This is a genomic window from Paraburkholderia sp. JPY419 (assembly GCF_050435705.1).
GTDB classification, from domain to species: Bacteria; Pseudomonadota; Gammaproteobacteria; order Burkholderiales; family Burkholderiaceae; genus Paraburkholderia; species Paraburkholderia youngii.
This window is the reverse complement of the sequence record NZ_JBNDKV010000004.1, coordinates 1,484,211-1,508,948: the sequence shown is the minus strand read 5'-3', so window position 1 is coordinate 1,508,948 and position 24,738 is coordinate 1,484,211. Positions and strand designations below refer to the sequence as shown.

General features: G+C 67.1%; 27 protein-coding genes. 12 read left to right on the top strand and 15 right to left on the bottom strand.

From position 1 onward, the window contains the following. Nucleotides 1-175: 175 nt before the first annotated feature. Nucleotides 176-1,174, top strand: a complete 999-nt coding sequence (locus tag QFZ91_RS35480; RefSeq protein WP_176107451.1) for a histidine kinase — start codon at nt 176-178, stop codon at nt 1,172-1,174. Here the strand turns inward: QFZ91_RS35480 and QFZ91_RS35475 are convergent. The 12 genes from QFZ91_RS35475 to QFZ91_RS35420 form a co-directional block, all read right to left on the bottom strand. Continuing rightward, on the bottom strand, nt 1,144-1,806 hold the full coding sequence (locus QFZ91_RS35475; protein ID WP_013091038.1) for a response regulator: 663 nt from the start codon (nt 1,804-1,806) through the stop codon (nt 1,144-1,146). The two genes, QFZ91_RS35480 and QFZ91_RS35475, sit on opposite strands and share 31 nt — an antisense overlap. After that, nucleotides 1,803-3,041 carry a pyrroloquinoline quinone biosynthesis protein PqqE gene (gene pqqE, locus QFZ91_RS35470; RefSeq protein ID WP_429570102.1) on the bottom strand — a complete coding sequence of 413 codons (1,239 nt, stop codon included), beginning with the start codon at nt 3,039-3,041 and terminating at the stop codon, nt 1,803-1,805. The genes QFZ91_RS35475 and pqqE overlap by 4 nt, the downstream gene beginning before the upstream one ends. Before the next feature lie 4 nt (nt 3,042-3,045). Further along, a complete protein-coding gene (gene pqqD, locus QFZ91_RS35465) occupies nt 3,046-3,324 on the bottom strand; it encodes a pyrroloquinoline quinone biosynthesis peptide chaperone PqqD (RefSeq protein WP_429570101.1) in 279 nt (92 codons plus the stop codon). Then, a complete protein-coding gene (gene pqqC / locus QFZ91_RS35460) occupies nt 3,321-4,079 on the bottom strand; it encodes a pyrroloquinoline-quinone synthase PqqC (RefSeq protein WP_368621895.1) in 759 nt (252 codons plus the stop codon). Before pqqC ends, pqqD begins: the two co-directional genes overlap by 4 nt. 76 nt (nt 4,080-4,155) lie before the next feature. Next, nucleotides 4,156-5,070, bottom strand: coding sequence for a pyrroloquinoline quinone biosynthesis protein PqqB (gene pqqB / locus QFZ91_RS35455; RefSeq protein WP_429570100.1), 915 nt, complete (start codon nt 5,068-5,070; stop codon nt 4,156-4,158). Further along, entirely contained in the window at nt 5,067-6,107 is a 1,041-nt protein-coding gene (locus tag QFZ91_RS35450) for an alpha/beta fold hydrolase (RefSeq protein WP_429570099.1), read from the bottom strand. The genes pqqB and QFZ91_RS35450 overlap by 4 nt, the downstream gene beginning before the upstream one ends. Next, nucleotides 6,104-6,688, bottom strand: coding sequence for a cytochrome b (locus QFZ91_RS35445; protein ID WP_375792153.1), 585 nt, complete (start codon nt 6,686-6,688; stop codon nt 6,104-6,106). Before QFZ91_RS35445 ends, QFZ91_RS35450 begins: the two co-directional genes overlap by 4 nt. Nucleotides 6,689-6,767: 79 nt before the next feature. After that, complete coding sequence (locus tag QFZ91_RS35440; RefSeq protein WP_429570098.1) at nt 6,768-7,604, bottom strand: formylmethanofuran dehydrogenase subunit C; 837 nt, start codon at nt 7,602-7,604, stop codon at nt 6,768-6,770. After that, entirely contained in the window at nt 7,601-8,572 is a 972-nt protein-coding gene (gene fhcD, locus QFZ91_RS35435; RefSeq protein ID WP_429570097.1) for a formylmethanofuran--tetrahydromethanopterin N-formyltransferase, read from the bottom strand. The genes QFZ91_RS35440 and fhcD overlap by 4 nt, the downstream gene beginning before the upstream one ends. Nucleotides 8,573-8,582: 10 nt before the next feature. After that, nucleotides 8,583-10,292: a formylmethanofuran dehydrogenase subunit A gene (locus QFZ91_RS35430; RefSeq protein WP_429570096.1), complete on the bottom strand. Its 1,710-nt coding sequence runs from the start codon at nt 10,290-10,292 to the stop codon at nt 8,583-8,585. Continuing rightward, complete coding sequence (locus QFZ91_RS35425) at nt 10,289-11,668, bottom strand: formylmethanofuran dehydrogenase (RefSeq protein WP_429570095.1); 1,380 nt, start codon at nt 11,666-11,668, stop codon at nt 10,289-10,291. Before QFZ91_RS35425 ends, QFZ91_RS35430 begins: the two co-directional genes overlap by 4 nt. A 294-nt stretch (nt 11,669-11,962) precedes the next feature. Further along, nucleotides 11,963-12,721, bottom strand: coding sequence for a HisA/HisF-related TIM barrel protein (locus tag QFZ91_RS35420; RefSeq protein ID WP_429570094.1), 759 nt, complete (start codon nt 12,719-12,721; stop codon nt 11,963-11,965). 16 nt (nt 12,722-12,737) lie between these two features. Here QFZ91_RS35420 and QFZ91_RS35415 point away from each other — a divergent pair, with 16 nt between their 5' ends. From QFZ91_RS35415 to QFZ91_RS35405, 3 genes are all read left to right on the top strand, one after another. Further along, entirely contained in the window at nt 12,738-13,781 is a 1,044-nt protein-coding gene (locus tag QFZ91_RS35415) for an ATP-grasp domain-containing protein (RefSeq protein WP_429570093.1), read from the top strand. Beyond that, on the top strand, nt 13,778-14,887 hold the full coding sequence (locus QFZ91_RS35410) for a hydantoinase/oxoprolinase family protein (protein WP_429570092.1): 1,110 nt from the start codon (nt 13,778-13,780) through the stop codon (nt 14,885-14,887). Before QFZ91_RS35415 ends, QFZ91_RS35410 begins: the two co-directional genes overlap by 4 nt. A 162-nt stretch (nt 14,888-15,049) precedes the next feature. Next, nucleotides 15,050-15,640, top strand: coding sequence for an aspartate kinase (locus QFZ91_RS35405; RefSeq protein WP_368596980.1), 591 nt, complete (start codon nt 15,050-15,052; stop codon nt 15,638-15,640). Nucleotides 15,641-15,647: 7 nt separating this feature from the next. Here the strand turns inward: QFZ91_RS35405 and QFZ91_RS35400 are convergent, their stop codons facing one another. The 3 genes from QFZ91_RS35400 to pqqA all read right to left on the bottom strand — a co-directional run bounded on the left by QFZ91_RS35400 (nt 15,648) and on the right by pqqA (nt 17,212). Next, nucleotides 15,648-16,391: a (5-formylfuran-3-yl)methyl phosphate synthase gene (locus tag QFZ91_RS35400; protein WP_429570091.1), complete on the bottom strand. Its 744-nt coding sequence runs from the start codon at nt 16,389-16,391 to the stop codon at nt 15,648-15,650. A 41-nt stretch (nt 16,392-16,432) separates the two neighbouring features. Next, the gene (locus tag QFZ91_RS35395) at nt 16,433-17,032 is read right to left on the bottom strand and encodes a DUF447 domain-containing protein (protein WP_429570090.1); all 600 of its coding nucleotides are present in this window, start codon (nt 17,030-17,032) and stop codon (nt 16,433-16,435) included. A gap of 105 nt (nt 17,033-17,137) precedes the next feature. Beyond that, the gene (gene pqqA / locus QFZ91_RS35390) at nt 17,138-17,212 is read right to left on the bottom strand and encodes a pyrroloquinoline quinone precursor peptide PqqA (protein WP_113062024.1); all 75 of its coding nucleotides are present in this window, start codon (nt 17,210-17,212) and stop codon (nt 17,138-17,140) included. Nucleotides 17,213-17,279: 67 nt separating this feature from the next. Between pqqA and QFZ91_RS35385 the strand changes: the two genes are divergently transcribed. The 8 genes from QFZ91_RS35385 to rpe all read left to right on the top strand — a co-directional run bounded on the left by QFZ91_RS35385 (nt 17,280) and on the right by rpe (nt 24,732). Continuing rightward, entirely contained in the window at nt 17,280-17,522 is a 243-nt protein-coding gene (locus QFZ91_RS35385) for a hypothetical protein (RefSeq protein ID WP_429570089.1), read from the top strand. A 178-nt stretch (nt 17,523-17,700) separates the two neighbouring features. After that, nucleotides 17,701-19,200, top strand: a complete 1,500-nt coding sequence (locus QFZ91_RS35380; RefSeq protein ID WP_176107485.1) for a form I ribulose bisphosphate carboxylase large subunit — start codon at nt 17,701-17,703, stop codon at nt 19,198-19,200. Between the two features lie 117 nt (nt 19,201-19,317). Beyond that, nucleotides 19,318-19,746: a ribulose bisphosphate carboxylase small subunit gene (locus tag QFZ91_RS35375; protein WP_176107487.1), complete on the top strand. Its 429-nt coding sequence runs from the start codon at nt 19,318-19,320 to the stop codon at nt 19,744-19,746. A gap of 58 nt (nt 19,747-19,804) precedes the next feature. Next, on the top strand, nt 19,805-20,800 hold the full coding sequence (gene cbbX, locus QFZ91_RS35370) for a CbbX protein (protein WP_429570088.1): 996 nt from the start codon (nt 19,805-19,807) through the stop codon (nt 20,798-20,800). A 27-nt stretch (nt 20,801-20,827) separates the two neighbouring features. Continuing rightward, a complete protein-coding gene (locus tag QFZ91_RS35365; protein WP_429570087.1) occupies nt 20,828-21,931 on the top strand; it encodes a class 1 fructose-bisphosphatase in 1,104 nt (367 codons plus the stop codon). A gap of 66 nt (nt 21,932-21,997) precedes the next feature. Further along, on the top strand, nt 21,998-22,870 hold the full coding sequence (locus tag QFZ91_RS35360; RefSeq protein ID WP_176107493.1) for a phosphoribulokinase: 873 nt from the start codon (nt 21,998-22,000) through the stop codon (nt 22,868-22,870). 94 nt (nt 22,871-22,964) lie between these two features. Then, a complete protein-coding gene (gene fba, locus QFZ91_RS35355) occupies nt 22,965-24,002 on the top strand; it encodes a class II fructose-bisphosphate aldolase (protein WP_429570086.1) in 1,038 nt (345 codons plus the stop codon). A 22-nt stretch (nt 24,003-24,024) separates the two neighbouring features. After that, entirely contained in the window at nt 24,025-24,732 is a 708-nt protein-coding gene (gene rpe / locus QFZ91_RS35350) for a ribulose-phosphate 3-epimerase (RefSeq protein ID WP_429570085.1), read from the top strand. Nucleotides 24,733-24,738: the final 6 nt, after the last annotated feature.

Here is a 24,738-nt window from a genome sequence, read left to right as displayed (position 1 = left end):
GTTGTCTCCTGCCGGCTTGTTATGCGCGCGTGTCGCGCGTTGTTCGACGTTGGTGTAAAGCTTCGCATACACATCTGTAAGCCGCGCGGGAGCTTTTCCCGATCTGCCGGGGAAGCGTTCCCAAACTCGCGCGAAACCCGCTGCGCGTGCCGGCGCTGAGTAGAATGCAAGCGTCATGTCAAGCGAACCGATCCATTCCTCCTCTGCTGGCCGTCCACCGCCATCGTCACCGATATGGCGCGACCTCGGCTGGGTCGTCGCCGTGACCGTGCTCGCGGCGGCGCTCGGCGCCGCCTTCGATCTGAGCGAAAAGATCTACCGGTTCACGCGCGGCATGGAGCGCTTCCAGCTCGACGAGTTGCCGGGCACGCTGTTCGTGCTTTCGATCGCGCTCGCATGGTTCGCGTGGCGACGCTATAGCGATGCGCGCCGCGAAGCGCGCCATCGCCGCATGCTCGAGGAACAGGCCGAACGACTGCTCGCCGACAACCGGCGCCTCGCCAGTCAGGCGCTGCAGGCGCAGGAACTCGAGCGCCGCCATATGGCGCGCGAGCTGCACGACGAGCTGGGTCAATACCTTAACGCGATGTCGCTCGACGCGGCGCGCATCCGCGATCTATCGGGCGAGCGCGAGCCGGAGATTCATCGCATCGCGCTCGGGCTGATACAGAGCGCGACGCATGTGTACCGCGAGATCGGCGGCATGATCCGCCGCCTGCGGCCGATCGGTCTCGACGAATTCGGCTTGCCGACCGCGCTCGAACATTGCGTCGACGGCTGGCGCGAGCGTTTGCCCGAGGCGTCGTTCTCGGTGACGATCGAAGGCGATTTCAGCGGCCTCAGCGATGCGTTGACGATCACGCTGTACCGGCTCGTGCAGGAAGGACTGACGAACGTGTCGAAGTTCGCGCGCCGCTCGCGCGTCGAACTGTTCATGGTGCGCGCGCCGCGCGAAGACAACGGCACGCAGATCGACGAGATTGTCGTCACGATGGCCGACGACGGCCCCGGCACCGATCTGACGAAGCCGCGCAGCGGGCTCGGGCTGATCGGCATGCGCGAGCGCGTCGAGGCGCTCGGCGGCGAGTTTCACGTCGCGAGCGAGCCGCAGCGCGGTTTTCTGTTCTGCGCGCGCGTATCCGCTCAAGCGGGGCTGGCCGAGCCCGTGAACTGAAGTCCGAGGCGGCTTGCCATCTGCGCGAGCTGCACGCCGTTGTCGGCGCCGAACTTCTGCCGGATCACCGATTGATGGTTGGCCACCGTCTTTTGACTCAAGCCGAGCTTTTCGGCGATGCTCGGCAGCGTGTAGCCCTGCACGAGCAGCCGCAGCACTTCGAACTCGCGCGCGGACAACTGACGCCCCGGCGGCCCTTCGTTGAACGCGGTGCGCAGCGCGAGCGCCTGCGAAATGTCCGGGCTCAGATAGCCGGCGCGCCGGGCGATCGAGCGCACCGCTTCGACCAGCACGTCCGGCGCGCTCGCCTTGGTCACGTAGCCGAGCGCGCCTGCGTCGAGCGCGCGGCGCACGAAGATCGATTCCTCGTGCACGCTGAAGATCAGCACGCGCGCATCGGGCTCGCGCGCGAGCATGCGCCGCATCGCTTCGATGCCGCTCGCGCCCGGCAGCGACACGTCCATCACGACCACATCGGGCCGCAGCGCGCAAAAACGCTGGTAGGCCTGCGCGGCGTCGGCCGCTTCGCCGCACACCTCGACGTCGTCGTTCAATTCGAGCAGACGCCGGTAGCCTTCGCGCACGACCGCATGATCGTCCACGAGCAGAACGGAGATGGTGTCGGCACTCATGATTGGGCTCCGGGTGATGCTCGGTTGTTGCCGGCGGTGTCGGGCTCGCGGGCCGCCGCCGCGAGCTTGCGCGAGTTGGCGTCGTTGCGGAACAGGATCGGCTGTTCGCGCGCCGCTGCTGTCGCCGCGGATTCCGACGCCGCGTGCCGCACGATCTTGACCACGTTCTCGTGAAACGGCGATTTGTCGCAGACAGGGTCGGCGTTGGCCGCATCGCCGGTCAGCAGGAATGCCTGGCAGCGGCAGCCGCCGAGGTCGTGTTCCTTTTCGTCGCAGCTGCGGCACGGCTCCTTCATCCACTGCAAACCGCGAAAGCGATTGAATGCGTCGCTGTCGTACCAGATCTCGCGCAACGGTATGTCCTTCACGTTCGGCAGTGTCAGGCCGGGCAAGCCGCGCGCCGCGTGACACGGCAGCGCTGCGCCGTCGGGCGCGACGCCGAGGAACACCGCGCCCCAGCCGTTCATGCAGCGCTTCGGGCGGCGCTCGAAGTAGTCGGGCACGACGAAGAAGATCTTGCAGCGCTCGCCATGAGTCCGGCGATAACGCGCGACTACCGCTTCGGCTTCTTCGAGCTGCTCGCGCGTCGGCATCAGTTGCGCCTGGTTCTCGCGCGCCCAGCCGTAGTACTGCGTGTTCGCCAGCTCCAGATATTCGGCGCCGAGAGCCAGCGCCATCTCGATGATCTTGTCGACGTGCGGCAGGTTGTAGCGATGCAGCACGCAGTTCATCACCATCGGAAAGCCGTGCCGTTTCAGCGCGGCGGCGACGCGCTGTTTCAGCTCGAACGTGCGGGTGCTGCTGAGGAAGTCGTTCAGCTGCTGCGTCGAGTCCTGGAACGACAACTGGATGTGATCGAGCCCGGCGGCCTTAAGGTCGCCGAGGCGCTGATCGGTGAGACCGACGCCCGACGTGATCAGGTTCGTGTAGAAGCCGAGCCTGTGCGCTTCTTCGACCAGCACTTCGACGTCGTCGCGCACCAGCGGCTCGCCGCCCGAGAAGCCGAGTTGCACCGCGCCGAGCGCGCGCGCCTCGCGCAGCACGTCGAGCCATTGGCCGGTGGTCAGTTCGCGGTTGTGATCGGTGTAGTCGAGCGGGTTGTAGCAGAACGCGCAATGCAGCGGGCAGCGATAGGTCAGCTCCGCGAGCAGCCACAGCGGCGGCGGCACCGCGGCGGCCGCGCTGCTTTGCGGTTGCCCGCCGGGTTGAGAGCCTGGTTGAGAAAGATCGGTCATCGCACTACTCCAGCCAGCCGCGCCCATGCGCGTTGGCGATGAAAGCCCGCACCTCGTTGCCGATGCCGGTCGCGTTGAACGCCTGTTCGAGCTCGGCGATCAGCGTATCGATATCGCGTGTGCCGTCGCAGCGTTTGAGGATTTCTCCCGCGCTTTGGTTGAGTTTCACCATGCCTTCCGGGTAGAGCAGCACGTGCGCGTTCTGCGCGGGCTCCCATTGCAGGCGGAACGGCTTCGCGATCGTGAGCGGCGTGGCGGGGTCGGCGCGTGTGGTGTCGTTCATTGCGGAAACGCCTTCTCGATCGAGTCGAGCATGGTCCACAGAATGTCGAGCTTGAACTGCAGAATTTCGAGCGCGCGTTCCTGCTGATCGCGTCGCGTGAAATGCGCGAGCGTGACTTCTAGTCCGTGCTGCACGTCGCGCTGTGCGAGCGAAATGCGCGAGCGGAAGTACGCGAGACCCTCGGGTTCGATCCACGGATAGTGCTCGGGCCAGCTCGCGAGCCGGTCGCGATGCACCTGCGGCGCGAACATCTCGGTCAGCGACGAGCACACCGCTTCCTGCCACGGCGCACGGCGCGCGAAATTCACATAGGCATCGACGGCGAAGCGCACGCCCGGCGTCACGTGTTCGAGCGACCACAATTCGTCGCGCGTGAGGCCGACCGCGTCCGCAAGACGCGCCCAGGTTTCGATGCCGCCTTCCGCGCCTTCGTAGCCGTCGTGATCGAGAATGCGCAGCACCCAGCGGCGGCGCGTCGCGCGGTCCGGACAGTTCGACAGAACGGCCGCATCCTTGAGCGGAATGTTGATCTGATAGTAGAAGCGGTTCGCGACCCAGCCGCGAATCTGCTCGCGCGAGCAGCCGCCGCTATTCATCTTCACGTTGAACGGATGGTGGATGTGGTAGGCGGTGCCCTTCGCGCGCAACTGCGCTTCGAATTCCTCACGGCTCCAGGCGGGTCGGTCGATCACCTGGGTTCCCGCTGCACTTGCGTCGCGTGTCGGTATAGTGTCCTGAATGTCTTTCGCGTTCATGCCGTCCGTCTCCGTTTTATCGTCGTTTACAGCCGCGCCTGGCTACCTCATCTCTTCGCACTCTTTACTGCGCACTTCAAAGCTCGAAGCTCATTCCGTCGTACGCGACCTCGATTCCATGCTCGCCTAGCATGCGCCGCTCGGGGCCGTCTTCGATCAGGATCGGATTCGTGTTGTTGATATGGATCAGCACTTTGCGTTTCGCGCCGAGCGAATCGAGCGTTTCGATCATGCCGCCCGCGCCGCTCTGCGGCAGATGGCCCATATCCGCTGAGGTCTTCTTCGACAGGCCGAGGCGGATCATTTCGTCGCCGGTCCACAGCGTGCCGTCGACGAGCAGCAGATCGGCCTCGCGCATCGCCGCGAGCACGTGCGGCTCGATCGCGCCAAGGCCCGGCGCGTAGAACACGCGCTGGCCCGAGTGCAGGTTCGTCAGCACGAGCCCGATGTTGTCGCCGCGCTCGGGCGCCTCGCGATGCGGCGAGTAGGGCGGCGCCTTGCTCGATAGCGGCAGCGCGTCGATGCGGATGCCGGGCAATGCGTCGACGACGAGCGGCGCGCCGTCTAGCGCGATGCGGCGATGCTCGACACCGCAGTAGTGCGACAGGATCGGCGCGACCGGAAAGCCGGAGCGCAGGTCTTGCCAGACCGCATCGGTCGCGTACAGCGGCAGCGGTGTGTCGCGTTCGCGCAGCATCAGAAGGCCGGTCACGTGGTCGATCTGCGCGTCGATCACGAGCACCGCGGCGATGCCGCTGTCGCGCGCGCGCCGCGCTGGCTGAAGCTCGGGATGCGCGGCGATCTGCGCGAGCAGATCGGGCGACGCATTGACGAGCAGCCAGTCCTCGCCGTTCGCGCTGACCGCGATCGACGACTGCGTGCGGCGCGTCGCCTTCACCGTGCCGCGACGCACGCCGTCGCAATTGCGGCAATTGCAGTTCCACTGCGGAAAACCGCCGCCCGCCGACGAGCCGAGCACCTTGATCTTCATGCCGCGTGACGCATGCTGCTGCGCTCCTCGTCGATGGTGGGAATGAACATCGCGGCGAGCGCGCTCGCGACGCGTGCATGCAGTGCGGGGTCGCTCGACAGATGGCCCGCCGCGCTCACGGACTCGACACGCGCGGAAGGAACCGCGCGCGACAGACGCCGCAGATTGCCGTGCGGACACACCGGATCGCGCGAGCCATGCACGGCCGCGATCGATACGCCGGCCGTGGCCGCCTGCCGCGCGAGCGACAGCAAACGCGTTTCGCCGAGCCAGCAGCGATGCGCGAGGTAGTGCGCCTGAATCCGGTATTTGCCGATCAACTTGCGAGCGGCATGGCGTTCGCAATCGTGTGCGTTTCGCTGGGCCCCGCGTTGTTGTGCCGCGGCGCCTCGCGGCGATGCACTCGCCAGCACCGCGTTTTCATAACCGCGCCAGGCCAGCGCGACCGCACGTTGCCGCGCTTCGCTCGCGCCGTATTGCAAGCCGGAGCCGCATCGCGCGGCCAGCGTTGCGGGCTCGTCGCAGCGGGCAGCGGCACGCAGTCTCGACCACGCGCGCGGCGCGCGCTTGCGCGACGCGATGAACAAACCGCGCACTTCGCGCGCGGATGTTAGAAACAGGCCGCGCAGCACGACGCCTGTGACCGACTGCGGACACCGTCCCGCATACGCGAGCGCGAGCGCCGCGCCCCACGATCCGCCGAGCACGCCCCAGCGCGCGAAGCCGAGCTGCACGCGAATCGCTTCGAGATCGGCGATCAGATAGTCGGTGCGGTTGTGGCGCACGCTGCCGTGCGGCGTCGATGCACCGGTGCCGCGCTGGTCGATCAGCACGACGCGAAAACGCCGCAGATCGAAGAGCCGCAGCACACCGGGCTGACTGCCGCTGCCGGGGCCGCCGTGCAGCACCGCGACCGGCACGCCGTCGCGCGCGCCGGCGAGCGCATACCACACGCGATGGCCATCGCGCGTGCGCAGCGTATGCACTTCGAGCGCCGCGGCTGCCTGCGTGCGGTGCGACGAGCTTCGCATCGTCATGGCAGCATCCTCGCGAGCAGGTTGTCGCGATCGATCCACTGATGCTTGAACGCGCCCGCCACGTGCAGCACGATCAGCGCGATCAGCGCATAGCCGATCGCATGATGAAGGCCGAAGAACAGCTCGCGCAGATGCGCGTCGTCCCAGCCCCACTTCGGCAGCAGGATGCCCCAGAAGCGCGTGCCGTAGCGGTTGAACGACGAGCCGAGATACCCGGCGAGCGGCATCGCCACCATACAGACGTATAAAAGACCCTGCGTAGTGCGCGCGGCGGCGCGTTGCCACGGTGGCATCGGCGGCAGGGCAGGCCGGTGAAGGACCACCCGCGCGACGATGCGCAAAAGCACCAGCAGGAAAACCGTCAGTCCGAGCGACTTGTGCAGATTGATCAGCGTCGCTTTGACAGGCAAGCCCTTCGGCAATCCGACCATATAGAGGCCGAGCGCGAGCAGACCGATGATGCCGAGCGCGATCAGCCAGTGCAGCGCGATCAGCAGCCCGGCATAGCGCGGGCCGCCGGCGCTGGCAGTTGCGTTGACGTTGATATCAGGCTTCGCGTTTCGAGAATCCGCTGTCGTCATGCCCTGTCTCCATGCAACATCGTGGCGGGACGTTTCTTTTTTGCCGAATAGCGTTTCGGTCCTGGGCGACATAGCTGCCTTAGCCGGCGATCAGTATTTCGCCGCGGCCGTCGACCGCGAGGTCGCCCGTGAAACGAACCGGCAGACGGTCCGCGCGCCACCGCGAAAACGGCGCGATTTCGGCCGCGAGGCTGCGTATGAGCAATGACCAGAATACGTCGAAACCGTGCCCGCCGCCGGTGAACGTCGGGGGCGGCAAACCCTCGGGTCGTTGCGCGAGCAGCAGCGTGCCGCGCCTCATTGCATACGCATAGTGTGCGCCCAGTTGCCCCGCCACGCCGACGGTCCCCGCCACCAGCCGCGACGCCGCGAAGTCGCCCGCGTTGCCGCCGACCAGCACGACGCCGCGCCGCATCCGGTCGGCGAGCCGCGCGCCCGCGTTGCCGTGGATCGTCAGCGTGCCGCCGCTCATGCCTTCCATGTCGCCCGTCAGCGGGCCGGCGGCGAAGTCGCCGCTGTCACCGCGCACCGTCACGCGTCCGCCGCGCATTTCGCAACCGGTGAAGTGCCCCGCGTCGCCGACGATTTCAAGCAAGCCGCCGCTCATCCTGAAGCCGCTGTAGTCGCCGACCGGGCCGCGCGCGACGAGCCGTCCGCCGTCCATCTGCGCGCCGAGCCGGTCGAGCCACCGCGCGGCGCCGTCGATCAGCAGCGTGGCCATGTCGTCGCCGGATGCGGGCGCGTCATCTCGCGAAACCTCGAATACGTCGCCGACCACGCAGCGCTCGTTGCCGGCCGGCAGCACGATGCGCTCGATCTCGGCCATGCTCATGCTCGCCAGCGCCGCCGGTGACAGTGCGGCCGCATCGACGCGAAAGCCGGGCGGTGTCTTCACGCGCAACGTGGTCGTGCTCATGCGCGTCCCCCGTTGAGTCCCGCCGCCAGCTCGTGCAGATGAAAGTGGTACGGCCCGAGCTTGCCGCCGTAGTTGCCCGCCGAAATGCGCAGCACGCCGGCCACGCGCCCGAGTCCGGTCGCCGCGCCGATACCGGCCGTCATCGCCGCGCCGACGTCGGCGTCGGTCAGACCGTCGATGACGATCTCCAGCACGCAGCCCACGTCCGCGCTCAACTCGCTGCGCGATGCGAGGCCGATCAGGCTCGGACAGAACGCGTCGTTGGTCGATGCGGTCGCGCCCGCGTACTTCGAGCCGATCTTCGAGCCCGACCGCACGATGCCGCCGGGAAACGGCATGATCACGTTCGGCAGCCGGCGCATCGCTTCGACCGCGGCTTCGGCGGCGGCGAGCGCCGCGCCCTGGTCGCGCGCGAGCAGCAGCAGGTTGCCGCCGCCGACGGCCTTGACCGTCGCCGCCGTGTCTTCGCAGACGAACTCGCCGTCCATCACCGGCACGCGCCAGTAACGCGTGGGGCCGTTCCCCGTGTCGATCATCTTGGCGATCTGCCAGCCGTCGCCGAAAAAACGCAGCCCGCTGCCGAGCGGCGCCGGGTCCGACAGCGGCGCGCGGCTCGTGGCCGGATCGATGCCGCTGTAGACGGCCGTGCTCGGACAGGTGAGCACGCACTGGCCGACGCGCCGTCCGATCTGCTTCGCCAGTTCCTTCGTCGACACCGCGAACAGCAGCACCGCCACGCCGGGACGGCCGTCGGGCGTTGCCTCGGGCGCGAGCGTGCGTTCGATGCCCGCCTCGCAGCCGCAGCCGATCACCGAGGTCGCGAAGCCCGACAGCGAGTTCGCCGCGTGCATCGCCCAGGTCGGCGTGTGCGCGGTAATTACGAGCCGGGTCGCCTTCATCGGGAAGGCTTCGGCGAAGGTCGCGTCGATCGCGGTGCCGTTGATTTCAAGCGGGGCGGGAGCGTTCATCGCGGCCGCGTCAGGTTAGACATTCGACGGGCAACAGCCGCCCGCCGCGGCAGCAGCGGCAGGCTTCGTCGTCGCTGATCGCGGCGTGCGCGAAGTTGCTCGCGAGATTCGTGTCGCTATACGCGCGCAGCGTTTTCTCGATACCGCGATCGAATTCGGGCGCGACGAAATGGATGCCGCCGGTCGGCGTCGCAACCAGCGTGCCGTCGCGCGCGACCAGTTCGCCGTCCTTGAACACATAGGCGGGCGACGTGAACATCCGCTCGCGGTCCGGCTCGTCGCGATAGACGGCGATGTCCGCCGCCGCGCCCGCGCCGAGATGGCCGCGATCGCGCAGACCGAGCAGCCGCGCGGGACCGGCGCGCGTGATGATCGCGATCTCGTACAGCGAGAATTCGCGCTTGAGTTCCGGCAGCGCGCTGGCGACCTGCGCTTCGGGATGCAGCTTCGCCAACTGCTCATCGCGAAACGCTTTATCCATCAGCAGGCGGATCAGATGCGGATAGCTCGTGAACGGTCCGCCGTTCGGATGATCGGTGGTCATCGCGACGCGCCACGGGTCGTCGACGAGCAGAAAGACTTCGAGGCCGATGATCCATTGCAGCGCGTTCACGTAGCTCTGTTCGCGATAGCGGAACGGCAGGACGCCGCAACCCGCGTCGCACTCGATATCGCCGACCATCCACTTGTGCGGCCGCGCGAGCGGCGCGTTGCGGAACTGCATCATCGTGTCACCGGAGGCCGTGACGGTCTGTCCGAAGATGATCTGGCCGACGTCGATCGACACGTTCGGCCGCGCGTTCACGGCCTCGGCAATCTGTCGCGCGCCCGACGAAAACTTGCGCGAGCCCTCGGTACCGTAGCTGTGAAACTGGATATGCGTCAGATGGATCGGCAGCCCGTCGGCGGCGTCCATCGTCGCGATCGTCGATGCGAGGTTGCCGGGCACGCCGAGGTTGCTCGTATGCACGTGCAGCGGATGCGGCACGCGCAGTTCGGTCAGCGCGCGCGTCAGCGTGCGCAGCACGTCGCGTGGCGTAATGCCGTAGTGCGCGTGCGGTTCGTCGACGTTGAGCGAGCGCTGGTTGAACTTGAATGCGGAGATGCCGCCGGGGTTCACCACCTTGACGCCGAGCGCCTTGCTCGCGTTGATGGTCCAGCCGACGTAGTCGCGCAGACGTTCGAAGTCGTCGCGTGCGGCGAGCATTTGCAGGAACAGTTCGTCGTTGCCGAGCATCACGTACGCGCCGTGATCGATGATCGGCGTGTCGCCCATTTCGAGGTGCGTGTGGCGCGCGTTCGACGGCATCATCGCCGGTTCGAACGCGGCCGTGTAGCCCATTTCGGCGTAGCGGTAGCCGGTCGCGAGCGTGCCCGGCGTGCAGACGCCGCACGAAGGCAGACGCAGATAGCGGCCGTTGTCGTCGCGCGCGGCTTCGTAGGCGGCCTCGCGAGGCGCATGGGCGCCGCGCGCGTCGGCACGATGATCCTCGGGCAGCAGCAGGCGCGACAGATTGGTCTTGCCGCCGCCGATATGCGAATGCAGATCGATGCCGCCCGCCATCACGATCATCCCGGTCGCGTCGTATTCACGATCGACGGGTGTGGCGGAGGGAACATCGACGATTCGGCCGTCGCGAAACGTCAGATCGCGGCGCTCGCCGTTGACGTTGTTGATCGGGTCGAACAGCGTGCCGCCCTTGAGCCGAACGAGAGTCATGGCTGATCCTCGCGCGGATTCAGTCGGTCGCTCACTCGTTCGTGCAACTGCGCGGCGATCGACGCCACCGTTTCCAGCGCCACCCCACGCGCGGCGGTGAGCGGCATCACGACGGTACCGTCGACGCGAAACAGATGCCCGCCGCTATCGATGCCCGGAGTCGCGACCGGCACGAACACGGTGTTCGCGCCGCGTGCGCTGGCGGCAGCCGCGAGCGCCGGATGACCGAGCACGATCAGCGGAAGCGCGGGATCGAGCGACGCGGGCCACGCGTGCGGTGCGAAGCCCGCGATCCACAGCAGCGCGTCGACCTCGCATTCGGTGAGCAGCCGCGCCGTCCGATAGCGGTACGGATCGTGATCGAGCGGCGCGGCGCCGGTGACCCGCGCCGGCATCGACACGCGCGTGCGCAGCGGCAAGCCTGACAGCCACGTGACGGTCTGATTGACCGTCAACGCGCCATCGTCACCGCCGAGTGCGACACATGCCGCGCGCGTCGTGCGATTCACAGCCTTGACGATCCGGTTCAGCGCTTCGATCAACAGCGCCGCGTGCGGCGCGGGCAGTGCGGCCGGTTCATAGACGACCACCGTGTAACGCGCGCTGGCGATGCGTGCCTGAAGTGACGCGAGCGCGGTTGCCACGTTCGCCTGGCTGCCATCGCCGTGGCTTAGCGCGGCCGCGTCGCGTCCTTCGGCGAGCGCCGACCACAGCGCAAGCGTGTCATAGGGATCGGCGTCGCGCAGCAGCGAGTCGATACGCGTTTGCGCGAAGCCGGCCGCCGCCGGGTCCGCTTCGCAGCCGACGAAGACCAGTTCGCGCGCGAGCTCGGTGTCCGCCAGCGCGCGCGTGAAGAAGCGCGGGTAGCGCCGCGACGGCTGACAGCCGAAGAACACCAGCAAGTCGGCGCGCGCGCGCACTTCGGAGAGCGTCGTGAAGAACGCGCCGCGATCCTGCAGCGCGAGCGTCGCGGGCGTCAGCGCATCGCCGTGCAGATGATCGAGGATCGCGCCGCAGGAGGCGGCAAGCGGATACAGCGCGCGGGTGCCGGCGACGTCGGTGGCGAGGCCGCCGAATAGCGGGCGGCGCGCGTTCGCGAGCAACTGTGCGGCGCTCGCCAGCGCGGTATCCATGTCAACTTCGTTGCCATCGACCACGCATCCGCATTGCGCATCCGCCGCGCCGTACTGCGCGAGTGCGTGAGCGAGCCGCGAACATTCGGTGTCCGGTACTCCGAGCGTGCCGTCGTCGTGGGAAGCGGCGACCAGGTCGTCGCACAGCAATGGGCAGAACGGACAGATCCAGTCGCGTGTGAGCGTCGCGGCGCGCGTTGCGCTCGGGCTAGGGGTCGATGGATCGGTGGCGGGACTATGCATGGGCCAGGTTTAGCAAGCTCCATGCCGATCTTTGGACGACGCATCGGCAGGCGACGCCGCGCTGAAGCGGGCCGCGCTGACGGTGATGCTGCTTTGCATTCAGCGGATCGACCTGCGCGAAGTCCCGGCGGCAAGCGTGTCCGATCGTGCGTCGGCGCGCGGGTTCAAGGGCCCGCTGCGCCATACAAAATGTGTGCCGTTCTGGAGCAGAGTGTCACACGCAAACTGTCCGGCTTGTGTTGCGTTTACAGACAGCGCTGTCAGAACGCGTGGCATGGAAATTGTATGGAAGGCCTACGCTGAATCGGAAGGCGCGCAGTCGATCTGCCGGTCGTGCAGCGCGGACGCCACCAGCCAGGCGCTTGCGCCGGTGGCGGCCGCGGCGGCCAGATCGGCCTGATTGCGGATGCCGCCCGCGCCGATCAGCGTGGTGTGCGCGGCGGCTTGCGCGCGCAGGCGCTCGAATGTCGCGAAATCGGGGCCGGCGTAGCTGCCGACCTGGTCGAGCGTCATCGCGATCACGCGCGACGGCCACCATGCCGACGAGCAATCGAGCGCGGTCGCGGCGAGCAGTTCGCCGGCGCGATGATCGAGCGACAGGATCGGCGCGAGGCCGGCGCGCTGCGCCGCGTGCACGGCATGGATTTCGCGAAGCGTCTCCGAGCCGAACACCGGCACGACGGTCGCGAGGTTGGCGAGGTTGGAATTGGCGGCCCGTCGGTCGGGTTGATCAACAGCAGCGTCGATGCACTCGAACAGCGCGCGCATCGAGGCGTAGTCCGCGAAACCCGCGTCGAGCCACAGCTCGATGCCAGGCAGCGCGGCGCGCAACGCGGCGAGCGTCGAACCATGCGCGCCGCGCTGCAGGATGGCGCCGAGATCGGCGATATAGAGCGTGCGCGCGCCGCTGGCTTCGAGTAGCGCGCGGGCGGTAGCAAGTGGGTCGCTCGTCGCGACGAGGCGGGAGTGGATGGGCCGATAGGCGCTCCGCTCGCCGCGTACCGCGCGGACGACCTGGCCGTCGAGCAGATCGAGAACAGGTATCACCTGCATAGAGGGGCGCTTTCCTTTGACCAAGATCTTCGTTTATGAGTATCTCACCGGCGGCGGCATCGACCCCGCGCTCGCCGGCACAGGCAGTCTCGCCGATTTGAGCGCGCTGATCGTCGAAGGACGCGTGATGCGCGACGCGCTGGTCGCTGCTCTGCGTGAACTGGACGGCGTGCAGGTCACGTTCGCGACCTCGCGCTTCGAAACACCAGCGCCGGGCGACGCTCATTGTATGGCCGCGCCCGGCGAATCGATGACGGCGTTCGTCGCGCGCGTGGCGCGCGAGCACGACTACGCGTGGGTCGTCGCGCCGGAATGCGACGGCCTGCTGCTGCGCTTTCACGATGCGGTCGGCACCACCCGGTGGCTCGGCTGCGCGAAGGAAGCGATCCGCGTCGCGTCGAGCAAGAGCGCGACCGCGGCATGTCTTGCCGCGCATGGCATTGCGACGACGCCGGCGCTCGAACCCGGCGACCCAGCCGCGCAGCACGGCGGCCGCTGGGTCGTCAAACCGGACGACGGCGCGGGCGGCCTCGACACGATCGTCTACGAGCGCTTCGCCGATGCCTGCGCCGAGTACGAGGCGCGCGCGGCCGCGGCGCGCAATCCGGTGCTGCAGGCGTGGGTCGACGGCGAGCCGTTGAGCCTGTCGCTGATCTGCCGCGGCGACGCGACCAAGCTGCTCAGCATCAACCGTCAGCAGATCGGGCTGAGCGGCGGCGACGCGCCGGGCGAGGTTGCGCGGATCGTCGAGTTCGACGGCGTGCTGGTCGATCAGATCGACCAGCACAGCGACATGGGCCGCGCGCTCGACACGCTCGCGCATCGCGTCGCGCGGGCCATCCCGGGTTTGCGCGGCTTCGTCGGCATCGATGTCGTGTGGCATCCGCAACGCGGGCCGGTCGTGATCGAGGTGAATCCGCGTCTGACAGTCGCTTATGCGGGGCTGTCGGCGGTGCGCGGCAGCGGTCTGACGCGCGCGCTGCTGGCCGCGCACGGCGTGCGACTCGAGCGCCGCGGGGCGGCGCGCGCCAATCCGCTCACATTCGAGGTGCGTCCTTGAGCCCCGCCCGTTCGAACCCGGCGGTGCGGTTCGGCTGGGACGTCGGCGGTGCGCACGTGAAGGTGTCGCTCATCGACGGCAGCGACGCCGTGCTCGACGTCGTGCAATGGCCGTGTCCGCTGTGGCAGGGGCTCGACCATCTGCAACGGACGATCGACCTCGTCTTCGAGCGCTGGCCGCAGGCCCGCACGGACGCCGCGCAGCATGCGGTGACGATGACCGGCGAGATGGTCGACCTGTTCGCGGACCGCGCCGAAGGCGTGCGCGCGATCGTGGCCGCGCTCGCGCAGCGGCTCGGTTCATCACTGCGTTTCTACGCCGGCGACGGCGGCTGGCTCGCTGCCGACGACTGCGCGGCCGGCTGGCGCCAGGTCGCGTCGGCGAACTGGCTCGCGACCGCGAGCTGGGTCGCTACCCGCATGGCGAACGCGCTGCTGATCGACATCGGCAGCACCACTACCGACATCATTCCGATCGTCGACGGCCGGGTCGTCGCGCGTGGCGCGACCGATGCGGGCCGGCTCGCGAGCGGCGAACTCGTGTATCACGGCGTCGTGCGCACGCCGTTGTGCGGCGTCGCGCATCGGATCGAATTCGGCGGCGCCACGCTGAACGTAATGAACGAATGGTTTGCGACCACCGCCGACGTCTACCGGCTGACGGGCGAACTGGACCCGCTGCACGACGTGCAGCCGAGCGCGGACCAGGGAGCGAAGACCCAGGCGGCGAGCCGCGCGCGGCTCGCGCGCATGATCGGGCACGACGCGCACGACGCGTCGGACCTCGAATGGTTGCAGTTTGCGCGGCGCTGGCGGGCGCTGCAGGTGCGCGAAATCGGCGCGAACCTCATGCGCGTGGTCGCCGCGCAGCCGGCGCTCGCGGCCGCGCCGCTGGTGGGCGCGGGCTGCGGCCGCTTCCTCGTCGCCGCCTTGGCGCGGGACGAAGCGCGCGGCTATATCGACTTCGGCGCGTTGGCGGGCGTGCCCGATGCCAGCGCGGCGTGGGCGGCGACCTGCGCGCCGAGCGTGGCGGTTGCGCTGCTCGCGACGCGCGAACCGGCAGCGCAGCGGCGAAGCGCGCGTGGCGTCGCCGCGCGCGCGGCATGAGTCGACCGGCGCGGCGCCGCCCGAAGACCCGGCGCCAGCGCACGAGTAGCGCAAAGAGGGACAGTGGGGACGATTGGGCGAGCGGGACAAGTTCGGTGATGAACGAGGTTGCGAAACGACGCGACCCAGCCGGGCACTCAACTGGACGCGAGGACAACAGTCATGTGGGTGGTCAAGATCGGAGGCAGCCTGAGTCACGACCCGGCACTGCGCCACTGGCTCAGCGAGCTATGCGAAGTCGGCGGCGGACGCGTGGTGATCGTGCCCGGCGGCGGCGATTTCGCGGACAAGGTGCGCCAGTACCAGGGCGAATGGAACTTCGACGATCTGGCCGCGCACAACATGTGTCTGCTCGCGATGACGCAATACGCGCTGCTGATGCAAGGTGTGTCGCCCGAACTGGTGATCGCGTCGAGCGAGGCGAAGATTCGCCGCACGTTGCGCGACGGCCACGTCGCCGTGTGGGTGCCGACCGCGCTGATGCGCGACACGCCCGACGCGATGAGCAACTGGGACACGACCTCCGACAGCCTTGCCGCCTGGCTTTCGACGATGCTCAACGCCGAGCGGCTGATCGTCGTCAAATCCTGTCCGATCGCCGCCGACGATCCGCTCGAAACGCTGGCCGCGTCGGGCGTAGTCGACCGCAAGTTCGTCGACTACGTGACGGATGCGAACTATGTGGTCGAACTGCTCGACAAAAGCAACGTCGCGCTGATGCGCGACCGTTTGCTGAACATTCCGGTGATGTGAGCGGTGGCTACAGCCGCGTCGCGCTCGTCGAGCCCGGCAGCGGCGCACCGCCATCGACGCGGATTTCGCCAGCCGGCCGATGCAAAGCGCTCGCCCATTGCGCGACGCGCTCGGGATCGAGCCGCGAGCGGCGCCCGTCGGCGCACAGCGCGGTGCGAAAACCGGCCACGTCGGGCGCCAGCGCACGGATCTGCGGCAGTTGCGCCCAGCCGAGCGCACCGGCGATGCCCACCATCGCGCCGCGCTGACGCGCGAGCCGCAACCAGCGTGCGAGCGATTCGACATCGACGTGATCGAACAGCGTGCCGCCGTCCTTGCTCGCGGTATCGAACATCAGGCCGGCAAAGCCGAGCGCCGCGGTGTGGCTGACGAGGTCGTCGTCCATGCCGCCGTCGCACAGCAGCACCGGCACGACGGTGGCCGGCAGATTCGCGAGCTGCTCGATGCAGCGGCGCGCGGCTGGTCCGCGCGCGACCCCGACCTTCACATAGTCGACGCCGGCGTCGCTGACGTCGATCACGCGCGTGGCGATCTCGTCGAACGCATCGGCCGGCACGTCGCCGATCGCCGCGCTGATCGGCTTGACCGGATAGCGCGCCCGCAGCTGTCGCGCGATATTCGTAATGGCGCCGACCGACAGGCCGCCGAGCGCGCCGTCGTTCGGTTCTTTCAGGTCGATCAGCTCGGCGCCGGCGCGTGCGGCATCGAATGCTTCCTCATCCGAGCGGACGCTCGCAAGCAATGCGGTCATCGGGATTCTCCGCGGCAAACGGGTTGAGGGTCTAACAGACCCTAATGATGGGCGGAAGCGGCGGCGTGATTGGCCGCCCCTTCCAGATTCGCGCGGTATCGCGCGACCGCGGCGACGAGCCAGCCCCATGCGGTGCGCTCGTTGTCGCCGGCGGTTTTGTCGATCGCGATCTGCAGATAGGCCATTTCGCGATCGACCTTGTCGGCCGGCAGCATGAAAAGCCGGCTTACCAGAATCGCGCCTTCCACGACCGCCGACTGCGCGCGATTGAAGCCCGCGAACGGCGCGTGGTTTTCGCGGTGCACGCATTTCATCACCAGTACCGGGCGCTCTTTGTCGTCTTGCAGTTGGTCGAGTTCGAGTTCGGCGTGGGCCAGCGATTCGGCCAGCCGCACGCTCGCGACACGGCTTGCGGCCACGGTCGGCCAATCGGTCGCGCAGTGCGTGACGCAGCCCGCGAAGATGCGCACGTCGGTCGTGAAATTCAGCACGGCCGCGCGCGTCGCGACGATGTTGTCGAGCGTAACCGACGGTCGGAAAGGCGCAAGGATGATGCGCTCACCCTCGTAGCGCGCGCCCATCGGCGCGATATGAGGACGGCCATCGCACGCTGCCGTGGTGACGATCGTTTCGTGGATCATGGTTGGGAACGTTTGTCCCGACAGCGCCGGAAGGCCGGCCGTCAGCAGAGGTCAAACACCAACGGGAACCGCAAAGGGGCCGCGGCGTGCGGCCCGGTTGCGGGCTTAACGCGTAGCGACATACATCACGATTTCAAAACCGAGGCGTACGTCGGTGTAGCTCGGAGTCGTCCATTGCATACGTGCTTCCTCCTTCGGTTGAAACTGCGGTTCGAACTGCTCTGAGCCGCCGGCCCGGCGAATTCTCATGCCCGATCTCGACGGCAGCCGGCATCACGCAATCTCCATGCCCGTGCGTGTGCCGGCCGGCCAGGCGGGCGCGCATTCGAGAGCTAATACAGCGCTCGGCGAATTGCGCCACGCCCTGGCGCTCGCGCGGCTTGCCAGACGCAAGCGTCCGCGCGGTGTGGCGGAAACGAAGCAAAGTGTTCCATCGCGATTCGCCAATCCGATTGCGCTGTCACCCGTGCCCGTCTCCCACACTAGCTGATTCTGCTCCCATTGCCGTTTCATGGCGTGAAAAAGAAACTAAGGATGTGATAGCGATAATCGATCCATTAAGTCTGCCAAATAAAATCGTGAATTCCCCTTGGGCGTGTCCGTGCCTACAGTGCAACTCAAGCGCTTGGTTCTTCCGGCAGTGCGCTTGCCACCTTCGAGGACACGTCATGAACGATTTCAGTCAACCGCCGATCCAGCCCGGACATCAAGCGCGCGATCCGCACAATCCGCGCGAGCGGTACGCGGCAGGCGTGATGAAATACCGCGAGATGGGTTACTGGCAACCGGACTACGAACCGAAAGAGACCGACGTGATCGCGCTCTTTCGCATTACGCCGCAACCCGGTGTCGAACCCGAGGAAGCGGCGGCCGCGGTGGCCGGAGAATCGTCGACCGCGACGTGGACGGTCGTGTGGACCGACCGCCTGACCGCCTGCGACATGTATCGCGCGAAGGCGTATCGCGTCGAACCGGTGCCGGTGTCGCGCGCCGACGAGCCGCAGTACTTCGCGTACATCGCGTATGAACTCGATCTCTTCGAAGAGGGCTCGGTCGCGAACCTGACCGCGTCGATCATCGGCAACGTGTTCGGCTTCAAGCCGCTGAAGGCGTTGCGGCTCGAAGACATGCGCATCCCCGTCGCCTATCTGAAGACGTTTCAGGGACCGCCGACCGGCATCGTCGTCGAGCGTGAACGGCTCGACAAGTATGGACGCCCGCTGCTCGGCGCCACGGTCAAGCCGAAGCTCGGGCTGTCGGGCAAGAACTATGGGCGGGTGGTCTACGAGGGTCTGCGCGGCGGCCTCGATTTCCTGAAGGACGACGAGAACATCAACTCGCAGGCGTTCATGCATTGGCGCGACCGCTTCCTGTTTTCGATGGAGGCGGTGAACCGCGCGCAGGCGGAAACCGGCGAGGTCAAAGGGCATTACCTGAACGTGACGGCCGGCACGATGGAAGACATGTACGAGCGCGCCGAATTCGCGAAGGAGCTTGGCTCGTGCATCGTGATGATCGATCTGGTGATCGGCTGGACCGCGATCCAGTCGATGTCGCGCTGGGCCCGCAAGCACGACATGATCCTGCATCTGCATCGCGCGGGGCACAGCACCTACACGCGGCAACGCAATCACGGCATCTCGTTTCGCGTGATCGCCAAATGGCTGCGCATGGCGGGCGTCGATCATGCGCATGCGGGCACCGCGGTCGGCAAGCTCGAAGGCGATCCGCTGTCGGTGCAGGGCTACTACAACGTGTGCCGCGACGCGCACAACGCGGTGGACCTGTCGCGCGGCCTCTTCTTCGATCAACCGTGGGCCGGCTTGCGCAAGGTGATGCCGGTCGCCTCGGGCGGGATTCACGCGGGGCAGATGCATCAACTGCTCGACCTGTTCGGCGACGACGCGATCCTGCAGTTCGGCGGCGGCACGATCGGCCATCCGGCCGGCATCCAGGCCGGCGCGACTGCGAACCGCGTCGCGCTCGAAGCGATGGTCAAGGCCCGCAACGAGGGCCGCGACATTCTGCGCGAAGGACCCGACGTGCTCGAAGCCGCCGCGCGCTGGTGCACGCCGCTCAAGCAGGCGCTCGATACGTGGCGCGACGTGACTTTCAACTACGCGTCGACCGATACGCCCGATTTCGCCGCCACGCCGACTGCGGCTTAAGAGAGCCGAGCTTCACCCGCCAGCGCTTCACGAGCGCATCCGCAACGTGGTGCTACGGCACCGCGCGGGGCACCGTCGACGCCGTTCTGAACGCGACATCCATCAACGAGGTTCGTCATGCGTATTACTCAAGGAACGTTTTCATTTCTGCCCGAGCTGACCGACGAGGAAATCGGCCTGCAGATCGACTACGCGCTGCGCCAGGGCTGGGCCTGTTCGGTCGAATTCACCGACGACCCTCATCCGCGCAACACGTACTGGGAAATGTGGGGCCTGCCGATGTTCGACCTGCACGACGCGGCAGGCGTCTTGCAGGAGGTCCGGGCCTGTCGCGAGGCGCGGCCGCAGCATTACATCAAGGTCAACGCATTCGATTCGGAGCGCACCTTCGAGACGATGCGCCTGTCGTTCATCGTCAACCGGCCGGACGTGGAGCCGGGCTTCCGTCTGTCGCGCCAGGACGCGCAGGGGCGCACGCAGCGCTACAGCATGACGGGCTATGCGACCGACCGGCCGGCGGGCGAGCGCTACGGCTCAACGGGCTGAGCCGCTGATCGGGCACGAGGGCGCAAGACAGGCACACGACAACCCGCAAGGAGGAGCAATGATTGACGCCGCCATCGTGGACGCACTGCCCGCGTCCACCGCGCACAGCGACGACGCCACGCCCCACATCGACCTCGCGGCGCTGTACCGCGACTCGGGCATCGGCGACGTGCTCGGCGAACTCGAACGCGATCTGGTCGGGCTCGCACCCGTGAAGACGCGCATTCGCGAAGTCGCCGCGCATCTGCTGGTCGAACGCGCACGCGCTTCGCTGGGTCTCGCGGGCGGCGCGCCGACCTTGCATATGTGCTTCTCCGGCAACCCCGGCACCGGCAAGACCACGGTCGCGCTGCGCATGGCCGAGGTGCTGCACCGGCTCGGCTACATCCGCCGCAATCATCTGGTGTCGGTCACACGCGACGACCTGGTCGGTCAGTACATCGGCCACACCGCGCCGAAAACGCGCGATGTGCTGAAGCGAGCGATGGGCGGCGTGCTGTTCATCGACGAAGCGTACTACCTGTATCGCCCGGAGAACGAGCGCGATTACGGGCAGGAAGCGATCGAAATCCTGCTGCAGACGATGGAGAACCAGCGCAGCGACCTGGTCGTGATTCTGGCCGGCTACGCGTCGCGGATGGAAGTGTTCTTCGAGAGCAATCCGGGTTTCCGCTCGCGCATTGCGCATCACATCACGTTTCCCGATTACGAGGAAACCGAACTGCTCGAAATCGCCGAGCGGATGCTCGACACCATGCATTACCGCTTCGATGCCGCGTCGCGCCGCGCGTTCGCCGACTATCTGGCGCGCCGCATCCGGCAACCGAATTTCGCCAACGCGCGCTCGGTGCGCAATGCGCTCGACCGCGCGCGGCTGCGCCAGGCGAACCGCCTGTTCGCGAGCGCGTTACAGGGCGGCGAGCCGATCGATGCCGCCGCGCTGACGCTGATCGACGCCGCCGACGTGCGCGCGAGCCGCGTATTCGACGAGCCAATGCAGCCGTCCTCGCCACCGCCTTCCACCGCGCGCGCCGTCACGGCGCCGCCGGGCTGAATCACGACACCATCGAAGGAGAACGCCATGCAGGACGGACGCACGACACTTTCGAAGTTCCTGATCGACACGCTCGATCGCCCGCCGTGTACGCACGACATGCGGGACACGGCGGGACTCTCCGCGCTGCTCATCGACGTGGCGGCCGCCATCAAATCGATTTCGGCGATGCTGACCAAGGGAGCGCTAGGCGGCAACTACGGGTCCGCGCAAACGCTCAACACGCATGGCGAGGAGCAGAAGAAGCTCGACGTCTCCACCAACGAGATTTTCGTGCAGCAATGCGAGTGGGACGGCTTGCTGGCCGCGATGGTGTCGGAGGAAATGGAGCACGTGTACCCGATTCCGCCCGAGTATCCGCGTGGCGAGTATCTGCTTGCGTTCGATCCGCTCGACGGCTCGTCGAATATAGACATCAACGGCGTGGTCGGCTCGATCTTCTCGGTGCTGCGCACGCGCGACCCCGCGGAGGATGCAAGCAGCGAAGCCGCGTTCCTGCGGCCGGGCTGCGAACAGGTGGCGGCCGGCTATGCCGTGTATGGACCCTCGACGATGCTGGTGCTGTCGGTCGGCAACGGCACGCATGGCTTCACGCTGGAGCGCGACATCGGCAACTTCGTGCTCACGCACTCGAACATCCGGATTCCGGAAGAGACCGGCGAGTTCGCAATCAACGCATCGAACGAGCGCTTCTGGGAGCCGCCCGTGCGCCGCTACGTGCAGGAGTGCAAGGACGGCCGCAGCGGCTGCCGCGCGCGCGACTTCAACATGCGCTGGATCGCGTCGATGGTCGCGGAAGTGCATCGCATCCTGATGCGCGGCGGGGTGTTCATGTATCCGCGCGACTCGAAAACGCCGGCGATGGAAGGGCGCCTGCGCCTGCTCTACGAGGCGAACCCGATGAGCTTTCTGGTCGAGCAGGCGGGCGGCCTCGCGACCACCGGACGCGAGCGCATTCTCGAGCTCGCGCCGCGCGCGCTGCATGGCCGCGTGCCGGTGATTCTCGGCTCGAAGAGCGAGGTGGAGCGCATTGCGCGCTATCACGGCGAATACGACCGCGGCGAGGACAAGCCGTTCTCGTCGCCGCTGTTCGGCACGCGCTCGCTGTTCCTGCCGGATTTCACGGCGTGATCGGCGACTGAGCGCACAGACGTACAGCGCACCGCACCAGAAACACAGTCATCCGGAGACAAGCGCATGTCAGTCAAACATCCGATCATCGCGGTGACCGGCTCGAGCGGCGCGGGCACCACCACCGTCATGAAGAGTTTCACGCATATCTTCAGACGCGAGCACATCAATGCGCAGATCGTCGAAGGCGACGCGTTCCATCGCTACGACCGCAACGGCATGCGCGCGGCGATGCAGGAGCGCGAACGCGACGGCGTGCCGAATTTCAGCCACTTCGGGCCGGAAGCGAATCTGCTCGAAGAACTCGAAACGCTCTTCACGCGCTACGGCGAAAACGGCAGCGGGCAGTTTCGCCACTACGTGCACGACGCGGCCGAAGCGCAGTTGTACAAGCAGGACGGCGGCACCTTCACGCCGTGGGAGGACGTCGCGGCCAATACCGACCTGATGTTCTACGAAGGGCTGCATGGCGCGGCGGTGACCGACAAGGTCAACATCGCGCGGCATGCGGATCTGCTGATCGGCGTCGTGCCGATCATCAATCTCGAATGGATCCAGAAGCTGCACCGCGACCAGACGATGCGCGGCTACACGCACGAAGCGGTGGTGGACACGATCCTGCGCCGTATGCCCGACTACGTGAACTACATCTGCCCGCAGTTTTCGCGCACGCATGTGAACTTCCAGCGCGTGCCGACCGTGGACACGTCGAATCCGTTCACCGCCCGCGAGATCCCGCAGCCGGACGAGAGCTTCGTGGTGATCCGCTTCGCGCGGCCGAAGGGCATCGACTTCCAGTATCTGCTGACGATGCTGCACGACTCGTTCATGTCGCGCCCGAACGTGATCGTCGTGCCGGGCGGCAAGATGGGACTCGCGATGCAGCTGATCTTCACGCCGATGATCCTGCAACTGATCGACCGACGCTCGCGCGCCTGACGTTTTTCGAAGCGCACCCGACGCGACGCGTCGCGGACGGTGCGCGTTGAGCACGCCGCTCGACAAGATTTCATTTCATATCGAGGAGCACGCAATGGCCTTCATCACCCTGCGGCAACTGCTGGATCACGCGGCCGAACACGACTACGGCGTGCCCGCGTTCAACGTCAACAACATGGAGCAGATTCACGCGATCATGCGCGCGGCCGAGGCGACCGATAGCCCGGTGATCCTGCAGGCGTCGGCCGGCGCCCGCAAGTACGCGGGCGAGCCGTATCTTCGCCATCTGGTGCTCGCCGCGCTCGAGGCGCACCCGGACATTCCGCTCGTGCTGCATCAGGATCACGGCGCGAGCCCGGCGGTGTGCCAGCAGGCGATCCGCTCGGGCTTCACCTCGGTGATGATGGACGGCTCGCTATTGCCCGACCAGAAAACGCCGGCCGCGTATAACTACAACGTCGAGGTGAGCCGCCGGGTGGTGGACGCCGCGCATGCGGTCGGCGTGTCGGTGGAGGGTGAGTTGGGCTGTCTCGGCTCGCTCGAAACGGGCACCGCGGGTGAAGAGGACGGCGTCGGCGCAGAAGGCAAGCTGACGCGCGAGCACCTGCTGACCGACCCCGACGAAGCGCGGCGCTTCGTCGATGCGACCGGTGTCGATGCGCTCGCGATCGCGATCGGCACTTCGCACGGTGCGTACAAGTTCAGTCGCGAGCCGACCGGCGACATCCTCGCGATCGACCGGATCGCCTCCATTCATTCGCGGATTCCGGACACGCATCTGGTGATGCACGGTTCGTCGTCGGTGCCGCAGGAATGGCTCGCGGTGATCCGCGAGTACGGCGGCGAGATTCCGACCACCTACGGCGTGCCCGTCGACGAAATCCGCCGCGGCATCGCGCACGGCGTGCGCAAGGTCAATATCGACACCGACATCCGTCTCGCGATGAGCGGCGCGATGCGCAAGTCGCTCGCCAATGCGCGCTCGGAATTCGATCCGCGCGCGGCCCTGAAGGCGGCCACCGCCGCGGCTAGCGCGATCTGCATCGAGCGTTTCGAAGCGTTCGGTTGCGCGGGGCAGGCGGCGCGCATCAAGCCGCTGCCGCTCGACACGATGGCGAGCCGCTATCACTGAGGCCACTGGTACGGAGAACGCAATGCGCGAATTCCTGATTGCTCCGTCGCTGCTGTCGGCGGATTTTGCCCGCCTCGCCGACGAGATTCGCGACGTGACGGCGGCCGGCGCGGACTGGATTCATCTGGACGTGATGGACAACCACTATGTGCCGAACCTGACCGTAGGGCCGCTCGTGTGCTCGGCGATCCGGCCGTACACGTCGCTGCCGTTCGACGTGCATCTGATGACCACGCCGGTCGATCCGCTGGTGTCGGCGTTTGCCGAGGCCGGCGCGAACCTGATCAGCTTTCATCCGGAGGCGACGCTGCACGTGCATCGGACCATCGAACTGATCCGCTCGCACGGTGCGCGCGCCGGGCTCGCGTTGAATCCGGCGACGCCGCTCACGGTGCTCGATCATGTGCTGGAGATGCTCGACGTCGTGCTGGTGATGTCGGTGAATCCGGGCTTCGGCGGCCAGGCGTTCATTGCCGAAACGCTCGATAAGCTGCGGCTGCTGCGCGAGCGCGTCGATACGACGATGCAGCGCACCGGCCGGCCGTTGCTGATCGAAGTGGACGGCGGCGTGAAGGTGTCGAACATCGCGCGTGTCGCCACGGCGGGCGCCGATGTGTTCGTCGCGGGATCGGCCGTGTTCGGCGCGAGCGATCGCGCGCAGGCGATTCGCGGCATGCGCGGCGAACTGGCTACTGTCGACGAGCCCACGAGCGTAGCGGCCATACAGTGACGGCGC